Source organism: Variovorax atrisoli, assembly GCF_014195185.1.
In the GTDB taxonomy this organism is placed as follows: Bacteria; Pseudomonadota; Gammaproteobacteria; order Burkholderiales; family Burkholderiaceae_C; genus Variovorax; species Variovorax atrisoli.
On record NZ_JACIBG010000003.1, the window covers coordinates 14,721 to 28,263 of the forward strand.

Genomic DNA, 13,543 nt, shown 5'->3' on the forward strand with positions numbered 1-13,543 from the left:
ATGTCTCCCAGTTCCGTTGCGGCCGCGAAGGCCGCCACCGCGGCCTCGCCCGACGCCGTTCCTCGCTCGAATCCCCCGCGCTACGTCGCACTCGCAGGCCCGACCGCCTCGGGCAAGACAGCCGCCGCCCTGGCGCTCGCGCGCCTGCTGCCGGTGGAGATCGTCTCGGTCGATTCGGCGCTGGTCTATCGCGGCATGGACATCGGCACCGCCAAGCCCACGCCGGCCGAACAGGCCGCCGTACCGCACCACCTGATCGACATCCTCGATCCGCGCGAGAGCTACAGCGCCGCCGCCTTCGTGGCCGATGCTACGCGGCTCGTCGACGAGGTCCGCTCGCGCGGCGCGCTGCCACTGCTGGTGGGCGGCACCATGCTGTATTTCAAGGCGCTGTTCGACGGCATCGACGCCATGCCGGCAGCCGATGCCGCCGTGCGCGCGCGCATCGATGCCGACGCGGCGGCGCAGGGCTGGCCCGCCATGCATGCGCGGCTCGCGCAGGTCGATCCGGTCACCGCCGCGCGGCTCGCGCCGCAGGACAGCCAGCGGATCCAGCGCGCGCTCGAGGTGTGGGAGAGCAGCGGCCAGCCGCTGTCGAGCTTCCATGCGAGCGACAACAAGACTGCCGCCCCGGTCGAAGGCGGCATGCTGTTCTCGCTCGAACCCGCCGATCGCGCCTGGCTGCACGGGCGCATCGCCGAGCGCTTCGACGCCATGCTCGCGGCCGGCTTCCTCGAAGAGGTGCGCGCCCTGCGCGCGCGCGGCGATCTGTCGACCGACCTGCCTTCGATGCGCTGCGTCGGCTATCGGCAGGCCTGGGAAACGCTCGACGCGGCCGGCAGCGCCGCGCCCGGAGCCAAGGCCATGGCCGACCTGCGCGAGCGCGGCATCGCCGCCACGCGCCAGCTCGCCAAGCGGCAGATCACCTGGCTGCGCAGCATGCCGCAGCGCACCGTGATCGCCTGCGACGCCCCCGATGCGGTGCAGACCGCCGTTCAACTCATGGCAAAGGCCGTCGCCCCCCGATGACGCTGCGCATTTCCAACCTCGGCAAGCACTACGGTGATGCGCCTGTCTTCGAGAACGTGACGCTCACCGTCGAGCCCGGCGAGTTCGTCGCCATCGTGGGCGAATCGGGCGTCGGCAAGTCCACGCTGCTCAACTGCATGGCCGGCCTCGACAGCTGGGACCAGGGCACGGTGATGCACGACGGCATCGACATCGGCGCACTCGACGGCGAGGCCTGCGCGCTCTGGCGGCGCCGCCACGTCGGCTTCGTGTTCCAGGCCTTCCACGTGCTTCCGCACCTCGACGTGGCGCAGAACGTGGCGCTGCCGCTGATGCTGCTGGGGCAGCAGAAGGACAGCGAAGGCCGCATCGCACACATGCTCGAGGCAGTGGGCCTGCCCGGCATGGGCACGCGGCTGCCGCAGACGCTCTCGGGCGGGCAGCTGCAGCGCGTGGCCATCGCGCGCGCACTGGTGCACCGCCCCGCCCTGCTGCTGGCCGACGAGCCCACGGGCAACCTCGACCCCACCACCGCCGCGAAGGTGATGGAACTGCTCATCGGCCAGACCCGCGAGCACGGTGCCTCGCTGGTGCTGGTGACGCACTCCGAAAGCGCGGCTGCGCAGGCCGACCGGCTGCTGCACTTGCGAGCCGACGGCATCGCGGCCTGAAATTCATCTCCTGTGGTGGAAAAAGTTGGCAGAAAAGCGGCCCGGCTTCACGTCCCGCGCAAAAGGCACGGCAAGCGCAAATAGGATGCACAACCCATAGCCAGGACACCTGCGAACACACCGATGCCTTGATTCCACAGGGCTGGTGGTCCCGCGTGCTCAGCCAATCGAAAAACGGCTTTGCAATGCAATCAGGGAGGACCATCCAATGTTCGACAGAAGAAATTTCGTTCTGGGCGCCATCGCTTCATCGGCACTGGCAGCCTGCGGCGGGGGCGGCAGCGACAGCGCCGCCAATCCGTGTTCGTCGGCGCCGATCGCCTGCCGCGGCATCGGCGACAGCAACCTCGGCGCCAGCGTCAACCGCTACCGGCAGACCAATCTGCTGGCCAGCCACTCGCGCTACGGCGCCCACTTCACGGAGCCGGAGTTCGTCAACGGCTGGGGAATCGCCATCCGTCCGGCGGGCGCGGGCGGTCATTTCTGGGTCGCCGGAGGCGGCAAGTCCTGGCAGTACCTCGGTGACGTGATGCGCTCGGCCGATCCGGCGTTGCGTACGCTGAAGCAGGACGGCTTGCGCAAGGTGAGCGTGCCCGGCGCCGACGCTTCAACCGGCGATGCGAGCGCGGGCAAGGTCACCGGCGTCGTGTTCAACGGCGCGGCACTGACCTCGGAGCTGCTGCGGGTGCGGGGCCAGCCCGCCGGCGACCGCATGCTCGACGGCAGCGCACGCTTCGTCTTCGTCACCGACAGCGGCAGCGTGAGCGCCTGGACCGAGCGCGATGCCGAGACCGGCACCATCGTGCGCGTGGACGGCCCGGCCGTGGAAGTCTTCAACGGTGCCGCACAGGGCATGGCGTTCTTCGGCGCGGCCATCCATACCGGCCACTGGGACCGCCTCTGGCTGGCCGACTTCGGCGCCCAGCCGCAGATACGCACGCTCGATGCGCAATGGCAGCTCGTGCCCACGAGGGGCTTCGCCAATCCTTTCGCGAGCGGCCCCGCCGGCACGGCACGGCCCGGCGACCCGGTGCCTTTCAACATCCAGGTGGTGAACGACGGCAGGCAGGACCGGGTCTTCGTGCTCTACGCGATCAGCCAGCCCGATCCGGCCAATGCGGACGCGTTCCTTGCAGGTGAAGAACAAAGCCTGAACGCCGCGGCAGAAGCCGCTTCGGGCAACCGGCCCGCGCGGGGCAGGCTGGCCGAATTCGACCTGGACGGCAGGCTGCTGCGCATCTACGCGGACGATGGGCGGCTCAATGCCCCCTGGGGCGTGGCGATCGCACCGGCCGACTTCGGTGCAATGTCGGGCCGGCTGCTGGTCGGCAATTTCGGCGGCGCGGGCCGCATCTGCGCTTTCGACCTGGACAACGGGCAATACCTGGACGATCTGCGCGACGGCCAAGACCGCCCGTTGGCCATCGCAGGCCTGTGGGGCCTGCAGTTCGGCAACGGAGTGGCCCTGGGCGACAGCAACGCGCTCTACTTCGCGGCCGGCCCCGAGAACGAGACCGAAGCGCTCTTCGGCTCGCTGCGCGCGGCCTGAGCGCAGAGCCGCTTACTGCGGCGCGACAAGCGCCGCGAAGCGCGACAGGTCGACGTTGCCGCCGCTGATCAGCACGCCCACGCGCTGGCCTGCAATGGCCTTGCCTGCAGCGATGGCGCCTGCGAAGGCGAGGCAGCCGGTGGGCTCCACCACCATCTTCATGCGCTCGGCGAAGAAGCGCATCGCTTCGACGAGCTGCTCGTCGGTGACGGTGAAGATGTCGTCCACGTCGCGGCGGATGATGCCGAAGGTGTATTCGCCAAGATGCTGCGTCTGCGCGCCGTCGGCGATGGTCTTCGGGGTTTCGATGTGCACGATCTTCCCGGCGCGGAACGACTGCTGGCCGTCGTTGCCGGCCTCGGGCTCCACGCCGTAGACCTTGCACTGCGGCGACAGCGCGCGCGCCGACAGCGCCGAGCCCGAGAGAAGCCCGCCGCCGCCCAGGCAGACGAACAGGTGGTCGAGCGGGCCGGTCTCCTCGATCAGCTCCTTCACCGCGGTGCCCTGGCCGGTGAGCACGTCGGGGTGGTCGTAGGGCGGGATCATCGTCATGCCGCGCTCCTGCGCGAGCTTCCTGGTCAGCGCCTCGCGGTCTTCGGTGAAGCGGTCGTACATCACGACCTCGGCGCCGTAGCCCTTGGTGGCGGCAACCTTGGCGGCCGGCGCGTCCTTGGGCATGACGATGACGGCGGGCATCTGCAGCAGGCGCGCCGACAGCGCGATGGCCTGCGCGTGGTTGCCCGACGAGAAGGCGATCACGCCGCCCTTGCGCTGCGCGGCATCGAACTTCGACAGCGCGTTGAAGGCGCCGCGGAACTTGAAGGCGCCCATGCGCTGGAAGTTCTCGCACTTGAAGAAGAACTCGGCGCCCCAGCGCTCGTTGGCAGTGGTGGAGCGCAGCACCGGGGTGCGGTGGGCATGGCCTTCGAGCCGCGCGGCCGCGGCGATGACGTCGTCGTAGGTGGGTAGTTGCATGAGACCGAGCTTAGCGGCGGCTTCCGGTCTTTTGCAGCCCCGATGGGTAAAAACCCGCTATCTGCGGCAGCTGCGAACTCCGTACTCTGTATACAGAGTTCAAAGAAACCGGCGCAAGGAGACAACCATGCCCGCCCAGCTCGTCAGCATCGAGGTCGCGCCCGACCTCGTCGACCAGGTCTACCGCGCCCTGCTCGGCGCCATCAGCAGCGGCACGCTTGCACCCGGCGAGCGCATCACGCAGGAAGACATCGCGCAGCGCCTCTCGGTGTCGCGCCAGCCGGTGCTGCAGGCACTGCGGCTTCTGAAGAAGGACGGCTTCGTGCTCGACGCGCCCGGCCGCGGCGTGCTGGTGGCCCCGCTGGAAGCGGAGGCGATGCGCAAGGTCTACCAGGTGCGCGGCGCGCTCGATGCCCTGGCCGCGAGGCTGGCGGCGCGGCAGCGCTTTCGCATCGACCCCAGGCTCATCGAGCGCGGGCGGCGTGCCGCGCGCGGGCGCAACGTGGAAGCCATGATCGATGCCGACGTCGCCTTCCACCAGGCCATCTACGAGGCCTCGGGCAATCCGTTGATCGCGCAGAGCGCCGATCCGCATTGGCGCCACCTGCGCCGCGCGATGGGCGCGGTGCTGCAGGCCGAGCCGCAGCGCGAGACGCTGTGGGACGAGCACGAGGCCATTGCCGAAGCCATCGCGGCAGGCAACGCGGACCGTGCCGCGCGCCTGAGCGAGGAACACGTCTCGCGGGCCAGCGAGGCACTGAGCGAGCGGCTGCTGGCACATGCGGCATCCGCCAACACCCCCAAGCAGAAAGGAGACAAGGCATGAAGCTCACCCCCGAGCAGCGCGCGCAGTTCGAGCGCGACGGCTATCTGTTCTTCCCCGGCCACTTCTCGGCCGAAGAAACCAGGGCACTGACCGATGCGGTGCCCGACCTCTACGCGAAGCGCGAGGCCTTCAACGTGCGCGAGAAAGGCTCCGACGCCGTGCGCACGAACTTCGCGGCGCACCTCGTGAGCGAGCCCTTCGCACGGCTCGCGCGCCATCCGCGCATGGTCGAGCCGGTGGTCGATCTCTTCGGCGAGGAGGTCTACATGCACCAGTTCAAGATCAACGGGAAGATGGCCTTCGAAGGCGACGTGTGGCAGTGGCACCAGGACTACGGCACCTGGCTCAACGACGACCTGATGCCCACCGAGCGCGCGATGAACGTGGCGATCTTTCTGGACGACGTGAACGAGCACAATGGTCCGCTGATGTTCATCCCGGGCAGCCACCGCAAGGGCGTGGTCGATGCGAAGCACGACCTCACGACCACCAGCTACCCGCTTTGGACCGTCGACAACGACCTGATCCGCCAGCTGGTGGAGCGCGCCGGCGGCAAGCAGGGCGGCATCGTCTCGCCCAAGGGGCCGGCCGGCTCGATGATCCTGTTCCACAGCTGCCTGGTGCATGCCTCGGGCAGCAACCTCTCGCCCTTCAACCGCGTGGCGGTGTACCTGAGCCTGTGCGCGGTCAGCAACCACATCCGCCGCCACAAGCGCCCCGAGTACATCGCCCACCGCGACTTCACGCCCATCGAGCTGCTGCCCGACGACTGCCTGCTCAAGCCCTACCCTGTGGACGTGCCGTGGAAGAACGGCCTGCCCGAGAGCGCGCTGCGCACCTCGCTGGACGTGCTCGACACGGTGGAGGCCTGAACGACATGAGCCTCCACGCCCGCCTGCAGCAGCGCGCCGCCGAAGGCCGCCCCATCCGCATCGGCCTGATCGGCGCCGGCAAGTTCGGCTCGATGTACCTCGCGCAGATTCCGCGCACGCCCGGCGTGCAGCTGGTGGCGATAGCCGACCTGTCGCCGGATGCGGCCCGCGTCAACCTCGAGCGCGTGGGCTGGGAACGCGAACGCGCCACGGCCGCATCGGTGCAGGAGGCGCTGAAACAGGGCACCACCTGGATCACCGACGACTGGCAGGCCGTGACGCGCGAGCCCTCCATCGACATCGTGGTCGAGTGCACCGGCAACCCCATCGCGGCGGTCGATCACTGCCTCGATGCCTTCGCCCACGGCAAGCACGTGGTGAACGTGACCGTGGAGGCCGACGCCTTCTGCGGCCCGCTGCTCGCGCGCAAGGCCCAGCAGGGCGGCGTGGTCTATTCGCTGGCCTTCGGCGACCAGCCGGCGCTGATCTGCGACCTGGTCGACTGGGCGCGCACCTGCGGCTTTCCGGTGGTGGCGGCCGGGCGCGGCCACAAGTGGCTGCCGCACTTCACCGAATCGACACCCGAGACGGTGTGGGGCAACTACGGCCTCACCCCCGAGCAGGCCAAGCGCGGCGGGCTCAACCCGAAGATGTTCAACAGCTTCCTCGACGGCTCGAAGCCTTCCATCGAAAGCTCGGCGGTCGCCAACGCCACCGGCCTGGCGGTGCCATCGGACGGCCTGCTCTACCCGCCCGCGAGCGTGGAAGACATCCCCTTCGTCACCCGGCCGAAGAGCGAAGGCGGCGTGCTGGAGCGCAAGGGCATGGTCGAGGTGGTGTCTTCGCTGGAAGCCGACGGGCGGAAGATCCCGTACGACATCCGCATGGGTGTGTGGGTCACCGTCGAGGCCGAGACCGAGTACATCAAGAACTGCTTCGAGGAGTACAACGCCCACACCGACCCGAGCGGGCGCTACTTCACGCTCTACAAGCGCTGGCACCTCATCGGGCTCGAAGTCGGCATGTCGGTGGCCAGCGTGGCGCTGCGCGGCGAGCCCACCGGCGTGGCGACCTGCTGGAACGCCGACGTGGTCGCCACCGCAAAACGCGACCTGGCTGCCGGCGAAATGCTCGATGGCGAAGGCGGCTACACCGTCTGGGGCAAGCTGCTGCCGGCCGGGCGCTCGCTGCGCCTGGGCGGCCTGCCGCTGGGGCTGGCGCACGGCATCAGGCTGGTGCGACCGGTGAAGAAGGGCCAGAGCCTGAGCTGGGCCGACGTGGCCATCGACACCACCACCGCCGCCTACAGGCTGCGCAACGAGATGGAAGCCCTGTTAGCGCCCGCGGCACGGGCGGAGGCCGCCTGACGGCTGGCCGAGAACTTTCCGCTTCGGTGCAGCCACCGTTGCACCGGGCGGCTTTCACGTAAAAAATGTTCTGCTCGGCACGAAGCCAGTGTCGAAATGCTCGCCGGCTGGCCGTCATTGTGGTGAGCGATCCTGCTCAGCAAGCTTTTCCTTGACGGAGAGACACCATGCAGTACATGTTGATGTTCTACCAGCCCGCGGCCGAATTCGAGCAGCGCGAAGACGCATCCGCGCAGGCCTACCGGGCCAGCTGGGTCGCATATGCCGACGCGGTGCGCCAGTCGGGCATCTCGCTCGGCGGCCACGGCCTCTTCCCGCCCATGACCGGCACCACGCTGCGCGTGCGCGGCGACAGGAGCCAGGTGCAGGACGGCCCCTTCGCCGACACCAAGGAGCAGCTCGGAGGCTACTTCGTGATCGACGTACCCGACCTCGACGCCGCGCTCGAATGGGCGGCGCGTGCGCCCTGCGCGACCAGCGGCGGGGTGGAGGTGCGGCCCGTCTTCGTGGCCACCGCACTGGCCGCAGCGGCGGCATGAGCGCCGCGCCGGGCCGCCCCAGGCAAGCTCGCACCGCAGTGCGGGGCACGCAGGTGCTCCCATGAGCGACCCGGCGGTTCACGGGGCCGCCGAGCGGGCGGCGCGCGAGTCGTATGGCCGGCTGCTGGCCATCCTGTCGGCGCGCACCCACGACATCGCCGCATCGGAAGACGCGCTCGCCGACGCCTTCGCGCGAGCGCTCGAGCGCTGGCCCGCGGATGGCGTCCCGGCCGAGCCAGATGCCTGGCTGCTGAGCGTGGCGCGCCATCGCAAGCTCGACGCCTGGCGCCACAGCCGCGTGCAGGACCAGGCCACCCAGACCCTGCTGCTGCTCGCGGGCGAGGTCGACGACGCCGCCGACGGCGCCAGCGCCATCCCCGACGAGCGGCTGCGCCTGCTCTTCGTGTGCGCGCACCCGGCCGTCGATGCCCCTGCGCGCGCGCCGCTCATGCTGCAGACCGTGCTCGGCCTCGACGCGGCCCGCATGGCCGGCGCCTTCCTCACCGCGCCTTCCACCCTCGGCCAGCGGCTGGTGCGCGCCAAGGCCCGCATCCGCGCAGCGGGCATTCCCTTCGAATACCCGCAGGCGCGCGACCTGCCGCAGCGGCTGCAGGACGTGCTCGACGGCATCTACGCCGCCTACGGCACCGGCTGGGACGACATCGACGGCGCCGACGCCCTGCCGCGCGGCCTCACGACGGAAGCCATCGACCTCTGCCGCATCCTCTGCGGCCTGATGCCCGCCGAGCCCGAGCCGCTGGGCCTGCTGGCGCTGATGCTCTTCTGCGAGGCCCGCATGCCCGCGCGCCGCAGCGACACCGGCGCCTACGTGCCGCTCGATCAGCAGGACCCGCTGCGCTGGAACCCCGACCTGCTCGCCGAGGCCGAGCTCTGCCTGCGCCGCGCATCCGAAATGAAGTCGCTCGGCGCCTACCAGCTCGAGGCGGCGATCCAGTCGGCCCATTGCGAACGCCGCGTCGGCGCGCCGGTGCCGCCCGAGGCACTGGTGTCGCTGTACGAAGGGCTGCTGGCGCTGCGCACCAGCATCGGCGCGCAGGTCAGCCTCGCTTGCGCGCTCGCAAACGCGCGTGGCCCCGAGATCGGCCTCAGGGCGCTCGAGTCCATTCCTGCGCAGGACGTGGCGAGCTACCAGCCGTACTGGGCGGCGCGCGCCCATCTGCTGGCGGCCGGCGGTGCGCGCTCCGCCGCACGCCAGGCATTCGACAGGGCCATCGGCCTGAGCACGAACTCGGCCGTGCGTGCCTACCTGCACGCGATGTCGGACCGGCTCTGAAACCCGAATTATTTCGTCGCGTTGAAGGTGCGCGGGAACAGCGCGGCCTGCGAGCGGTCGCGCAGCCGGTAGCTCATGGCCGGCCGGCCCAGGCTGCCGGTGACCATGCCGGCCTCCTCCATGAACCCACCGTCGAGCATCCGCTTGCGGAAGGCGCTCTTGTCGACCGCCCGGCCCAGCACGACCTCGTAGGTGTGCTGCAGCGCCGGCAGCGTGAACGGCTCCTCCAGCAGGAAGGCCGGCAGCGAGGTGTATTCGACCTTGCTGCGAAGCCGTGCGACGGCCGCATCGAGCAGCTCGCCATGGTCGAAGGCCAGCCGCTTGCGCGAAGCCGCATCGACCTCGAACCAAGCCACCTCGGCCGCATTCGCCCCGCCGCGCAGCTGCATCGCCTGCGCGGGGATCAGCGCATAGAAGCAATGCGTGGCCGACCAGCCCCGCGGATCGCGCTTCGCCCCGCCCCAGCTGCCGAGCTGCTCCAGGTAGGGCGCGGCCACCCCGGTCTTCTCGCGCAGCTTGCGCAGCGCACAGTCGAGCAGCGTGGCGTCCTCGTCGATGTTGACGAAGCCGCCTGGCAAGGCCCATCTGCCCGGAAAGGGCTCGTCCGTATCGGCGGGCCGCTTCACCAGCAGCACCTGAAGGGCGTCGTCGAGCACGGTGAACATGACCACGTCGACGGTGACCAGCGGGCGTGGGAAGGTCAGTGGCGGAAATCCGGAAGATGGGGTGTTCACTTGAGAGCTTGACTGCGGGCTTATTAGTTGTACTATACAACCCCTGATTAGTTGTACAGAGCAACCTTCATCACATCACAAGAACTACAAGGAAAGACGAACGAAATGAACAACGCTGTCACACCCCTGCCCACTGAACTGCACGAACTGCAGCGCAAGCGCTGGCCCCAAAGCGGCCGGCACATCCTCGCCCACCACGATGCGAACTCGGTCATCGTCTACCAGGCCTACCGCCCCGCCATCGGCGAGTACGCCATCCGCCATGGCCGGCTCGACGGCCCGGACTTCAGCCTTTCGCGGATGAGTTGGATCAAGCCCAACTTCCTCTGGATGATGTATCGCAGCAGCTGGGGTACGAAGGAAGGCCAGGAAGTTGTGCTCGGCCTGCGGCTGCGCCGCTCGTTCTTCGAGCGCGTGGTGCGCGAGGCGGTACCCTCGACCTTCGATGCGAGCTACGCGAGCCGCGAAGCGTGGCAGGAGGCCGTGGGGCGCTCCGAGGTGCGCCTGCAGTGGGACCCGGATCATTCGCCGAAGGGCGGCAAGCTGGAGCGCCGCGCGATCCAGCTCGGCCTGCGTGGCCGCACGCTGGCCGCGTTCGCGCATGAGGAACTGCTGGAGGTCATCGACATGCGGGCCTTCGTGGCCGCGCAGCGCCTGCTGGCCCAGGACGACAGCCCCGAGCTGCAATTGCCGCTGGAGCAAGTGCTCGACATCGACTTCGAAAAGGAGGATTCCAAATGACGACGACAACGAACCCGACCACCGTGATACCCCGCAGCACCCGCGACCTGCCCGCCTACTTCGCGCAGGGCCATCGCCCCGAGTACCTGCTCTTCTGGGGCCATCAGGCGCCGAAGACGGGCGTGAACAAGAGCTGCTTCAGCCAGTGGTTCGAGGCCGCCTTCAAGGTCGACGGCGTCTCCTACCGCACGGCCGAGCATTTCATGATGGCCGGCAAGGCACGCCTGTTCGGCGACGACGAGGTCTACGAGCGCATCCTCGCGGCACGCACGCCGGCAGAGGCCAAGAAGCTGGGCCGCGAGATCCGCGGCTTCGACGAGGCCGCCTGGGTGGCAGCCCGGCTGGACATCGTGACGCAGGGCAACATCGCCAAGTTCTCGCAGAACGCGGAGCTCGGCGCCTTCCTGCTCGGCACTGGGCACCAGGTGCTGGTGGAGGCCAGCCCGGTCGATCCGATCTGGGGCATCGGGCTTGCCGCCAACGATCCCCTGGCGCAGGACCCGCGCGAATGGAAGGGGCTGAACCTGCTGGGCTTCGCGCTCATGGCCGCGCGCGAGGTGCTGAGGCAGCAGCGGTGAACGCCATCGAGCGCTACCGTGGCTGCCTGCTCGGGCTGGCCTGCGGCGATGCAGTGGGCACCACGGTCGAGTTCCGATCCAGGGGCAGCTTCGCGCCCGTGACCGGCATGCACGGCGGCGGCCCCTTCGGGCTGATCGCGGGCGAGTGGACCGACGACACGTCGATGGCACTGTGCCTGGCAGCAAGCCTGATCCACTGCAAGGGCTTCGACGCGGTCGACCAGATGAACCGCTACTGCAACTGGCGCAACGTGGGCTACATGAGCAGCACGGGCAGCTGCTTCGACATCGGCCTGACGGTGTCGAATGCCCTCGCCCGCTACCTGGCCTCGGGCGATCCCTTCGCCGGCGATCCCGATCCGCGCACCGCCGGCAACGGCGCGCTGATGCGGCTCGCGCCGGTGCCGATGTTCTACGCGGCGAACGCCGAAGCCACCTGGAAGCAGGCCGGCGAGAGCACACGCACCACCCACGGCGCGCTGGAGGCCATCGAATGCTCGCGGCTCTTCGCATTGCAGCTGCGTTCGGCCCTGCGTGGCGAAGAGAAGGCCGCGATCCTCTCGACCACGCCGCTGGCGCCGCTGAGCGAGAAGGTGGCGGCGCTGGCAAGAAACGACCACGCCTCGAAGACCGCCGGGCAGATCAAGGGATCGGGCTACTGCGTGGAATCGCTCGAGGCGGCGCTCTGGTGCTTCGCGAACACCGGTTCCTTCGAGGAAGCCGTGCTCGCGGCCGCCAACCTGGGCGACGACGCCGACACCACGGCCGCCATCTGCGGCCAGCTCGCAGGCGCCTTCTATGGCGTCGAAGGCATACCGCGGGACTGGCTCGACAAGCTCGTCATGCGCGCAGAAATCGAAGAGATGGCCGGGCAGCTCCTCGCACTGGCCGGCTGACGAGGCCCCGGCCGCTACTCCGGCTGCGCGGCGGCGTCGCTCACCCGGCGCGCGTCGAGCTGGCTGCCGCCCTGCGCGAGCGACACCCCGATCACCGCGTTCGCCGCATCGCGCCTGAACATGACCTGCGCGCCGATGGCGGTCACGGCAAAGCGGTCCGTGCCCGTGGGGGTGAGCGCGTTGTAGCCGCGCCCCGTTTCGCGCACCAGCAGCCTGCCGCCGCGCACGGCGAAGTTCAGCGACTGGGTGCGTGTCACGCGGTACTCGCCCCTGTATTCATCGAGCCGCTTCGCGTCGATGGGCACTTCCGCTGTCGGCACCGGATAGCGGCTCTTGCCGATGGCCAGCATCACCGTCTGGATCGGCGCGCGCGCATTGCTGCTGAGCACGATCAGCGCCTCGCCGGTGTCGGGGGCGAGCAGCCACAGCGTGCGGTAGCCCTGGGTGACGCCTGCGTGGTAGTAGGTGCGACGGCCGCCTTCGGGTCCGCGCACCATCACCGCATAGCCGATCTCGGCGCCCTCGTAGCGCGCCAGCGGCATGAGCATGCGCGCCGCGGCCGGCCCCAGCGGGCCGCTGGCGCCCGCGAGGATGGCGCGGCTGAAGGTCATCATGTCGGCAGCCGTGGAACGCAGTGCGCTGGCCGGCGCGTAGGCCTGCATGTCGAACAGCGGCTGGCGGCGATCGCCCGCGAAGGCCGGGGCCATGCGCGAGGCCTTGTCGCCCAGCCCGATGACGGTGTCGTTCATGCCCAGCGGCTCGGTGATGCGCCCGCGCACCAGTTCGCCCCACGATGTGCCGTAATGCTCGGCGAGCAACTGCCCGAGCAGCGCCATGCCGAAGTTGCTGTATGCGCCCTCGCAGGGCGGCGCGGCGGCCGTGAGCCTGATGCGCGCAAGCGCGGCCCAGAACATGGGCTTGTCGAAGGCGTGGAACTGCTCGACGAGCGGCGCGCCGCCGGTCACACCATCGGCCATCACCGGCATGCAGCCGGTGTGCGTGACGAGCTGGCGCAGCGTGACCGAGGCCACCGCGGGCGAAATGCCGTCGACCTTGCCGGCGAGCAGCCTGCCGACGGTGTCGTCCAGCTTCAGGTCGCCGCGCTGCACCGCCTGCGCGAGCAGCAGGCCGGTGAACACCTTGGTGACGGAGCCGATCTCGAACATCGGCTGCTCCGCGCTGCCCGATGCGACGGCGCGCGGCGCGGTCGCCGGCTCGGGGTTGTAGGCGGCGCCGTAGGCTGCCTGCCCGTTGTGCAGCGTGCCCACCACCAGGGTGCCGCGCTCGGTGCCCAGCGCCGCCCTGGCGAGCACGGCGGGGTCGCTCGCCAGCGTCAAGGGCTGTTGCTGTTGCTGCTGTTGCGGCGGCTGAAGCTGTGCAGCGGCATGGCCGGCCAGCAGGAAGAGGAAAAGCCATGCCGCGAGCCGGGAGCGGTACAGCAAGGCATGAGGCAGGAGCCGCATCGTCGGATTCCTCGGGCGTCGTCGAAAGAG

The 13,543-nt window shown here is 69.5% G+C and carries 14 protein-coding genes; 11 read left to right on the top strand and 3 right to left on the bottom strand.

Annotation, left to right across the window (positions count from 1 at the left end):
- The 3 genes from miaA to FHY06_RS11205 all read left to right on the top strand — a co-directional run bounded on the left by miaA (nucleotide 1) and on the right by FHY06_RS11205 (nucleotide 3,228).
- Nucleotides 1-1,029, top strand: coding sequence for a tRNA (adenosine(37)-N6)-dimethylallyltransferase MiaA (gene miaA, locus FHY06_RS11195; protein WP_184605085.1), 1,029 nt, complete (start codon nucleotides 1-3; stop codon nucleotides 1,027-1,029).
- Nucleotides 1,026-1,679: an ABC transporter ATP-binding protein gene (locus FHY06_RS11200; RefSeq protein WP_132797877.1), complete on the top strand. Its 654-nt coding sequence runs from the start codon at nucleotides 1,026-1,028 to the stop codon at nucleotides 1,677-1,679. Before miaA ends, FHY06_RS11200 begins: the two co-directional genes overlap by 4 nt.
- 208 nt (nucleotides 1,680-1,887) lie before the next feature.
- Nucleotides 1,888-3,228: a TIGR03118 family protein gene (locus FHY06_RS11205; RefSeq protein ID WP_184605087.1), complete on the top strand. Its 1,341-nt coding sequence runs from the start codon at nucleotides 1,888-1,890 to the stop codon at nucleotides 3,226-3,228.
- Between the two features lie 12 nt (nucleotides 3,229-3,240).
- On the opposite strand, the gene FHY06_RS11210 is transcribed toward FHY06_RS11205, so the two are convergent.
- Complete coding sequence (locus FHY06_RS11210; protein ID WP_184605090.1) at nucleotides 3,241-4,203, bottom strand: threo-3-hydroxy-L-aspartate ammonia-lyase; 963 nt, start codon at nucleotides 4,201-4,203, stop codon at nucleotides 3,241-3,243.
- A 127-nt stretch (nucleotides 4,204-4,330) separates the two neighbouring features.
- Between FHY06_RS11210 and FHY06_RS11215 the strand changes: the two genes are divergently transcribed.
- The 5 genes from FHY06_RS11215 to FHY06_RS11235 all read left to right on the top strand — a co-directional run bounded on the left by FHY06_RS11215 (nucleotide 4,331) and on the right by FHY06_RS11235 (nucleotide 9,101).
- Complete coding sequence (locus FHY06_RS11215) at nucleotides 4,331-5,029, top strand: GntR family transcriptional regulator (RefSeq protein ID WP_132750623.1); 699 nt, start codon at nucleotides 4,331-4,333, stop codon at nucleotides 5,027-5,029.
- Nucleotides 5,026-5,901 (top strand): phytanoyl-CoA dioxygenase family protein, encoded by an 876-nt coding sequence (locus tag FHY06_RS11220; protein WP_019653353.1) that lies wholly within the window; start codon nucleotides 5,026-5,028, stop codon nucleotides 5,899-5,901. The genes FHY06_RS11215 and FHY06_RS11220 overlap by 4 nt, the downstream gene beginning before the upstream one ends.
- Before the next feature lie 5 nt (nucleotides 5,902-5,906).
- Nucleotides 5,907-7,268: an NAD(P)H-dependent oxidoreductase gene (locus FHY06_RS11225; protein WP_184605092.1), complete on the top strand. Its 1,362-nt coding sequence runs from the start codon at nucleotides 5,907-5,909 to the stop codon at nucleotides 7,266-7,268.
- Nucleotides 7,269-7,435: 167 nt separating this feature from the next.
- Entirely contained in the window at nucleotides 7,436-7,807 is a 372-nt protein-coding gene (locus FHY06_RS11230; protein WP_184605094.1) for a YciI family protein, read from the top strand.
- Between the two features lie 61 nt (nucleotides 7,808-7,868).
- Complete coding sequence (locus FHY06_RS11235; protein ID WP_019653356.1) at nucleotides 7,869-9,101, top strand: RNA polymerase sigma factor; 1,233 nt, start codon at nucleotides 7,869-7,871, stop codon at nucleotides 9,099-9,101.
- 8 nt (nucleotides 9,102-9,109) lie between these two features.
- Here FHY06_RS11235 and FHY06_RS11240 read toward each other — a convergent pair whose 3' ends face one another.
- Complete coding sequence (locus FHY06_RS11240; protein WP_240650042.1) at nucleotides 9,110-9,766, bottom strand: NUDIX hydrolase; 657 nt, start codon at nucleotides 9,764-9,766, stop codon at nucleotides 9,110-9,112.
- 174 nt (nucleotides 9,767-9,940) lie between these two features.
- Between FHY06_RS11240 and FHY06_RS11245 the strand changes: the two genes are divergently transcribed.
- Genes FHY06_RS11245 through FHY06_RS11255 form a run of 3 tightly spaced genes read left to right on the top strand, consistent with a single transcriptional unit; the run spans nucleotide 9,941 to nucleotide 12,050 of the window.
- Complete coding sequence (locus FHY06_RS11245) at nucleotides 9,941-10,576, top strand: DUF4291 domain-containing protein (RefSeq protein ID WP_184605096.1); 636 nt, start codon at nucleotides 9,941-9,943, stop codon at nucleotides 10,574-10,576.
- Nucleotides 10,573-11,154: a riboflavin biosynthesis intermediates N-glycosidase gene (locus FHY06_RS11250; RefSeq protein WP_260310250.1), complete on the top strand. Its 582-nt coding sequence runs from the start codon at nucleotides 10,573-10,575 to the stop codon at nucleotides 11,152-11,154. Before FHY06_RS11245 ends, FHY06_RS11250 begins: the two co-directional genes overlap by 4 nt.
- Nucleotides 11,151-12,050: an ADP-ribosylglycohydrolase family protein gene (locus FHY06_RS11255; RefSeq protein WP_184605099.1), complete on the top strand. Its 900-nt coding sequence runs from the start codon at nucleotides 11,151-11,153 to the stop codon at nucleotides 12,048-12,050. Before FHY06_RS11250 ends, FHY06_RS11255 begins: the two co-directional genes overlap by 4 nt.
- A 14-nt stretch (nucleotides 12,051-12,064) precedes the next feature.
- On the opposite strand, the gene FHY06_RS11260 is transcribed toward FHY06_RS11255, so the two are convergent.
- Entirely contained in the window at nucleotides 12,065-13,513 is a 1,449-nt protein-coding gene (locus FHY06_RS11260) for a serine hydrolase domain-containing protein (RefSeq protein WP_184605101.1), read from the bottom strand.
- Between the last annotated feature and the right edge of the window lie 30 nt (nucleotides 13,514-13,543).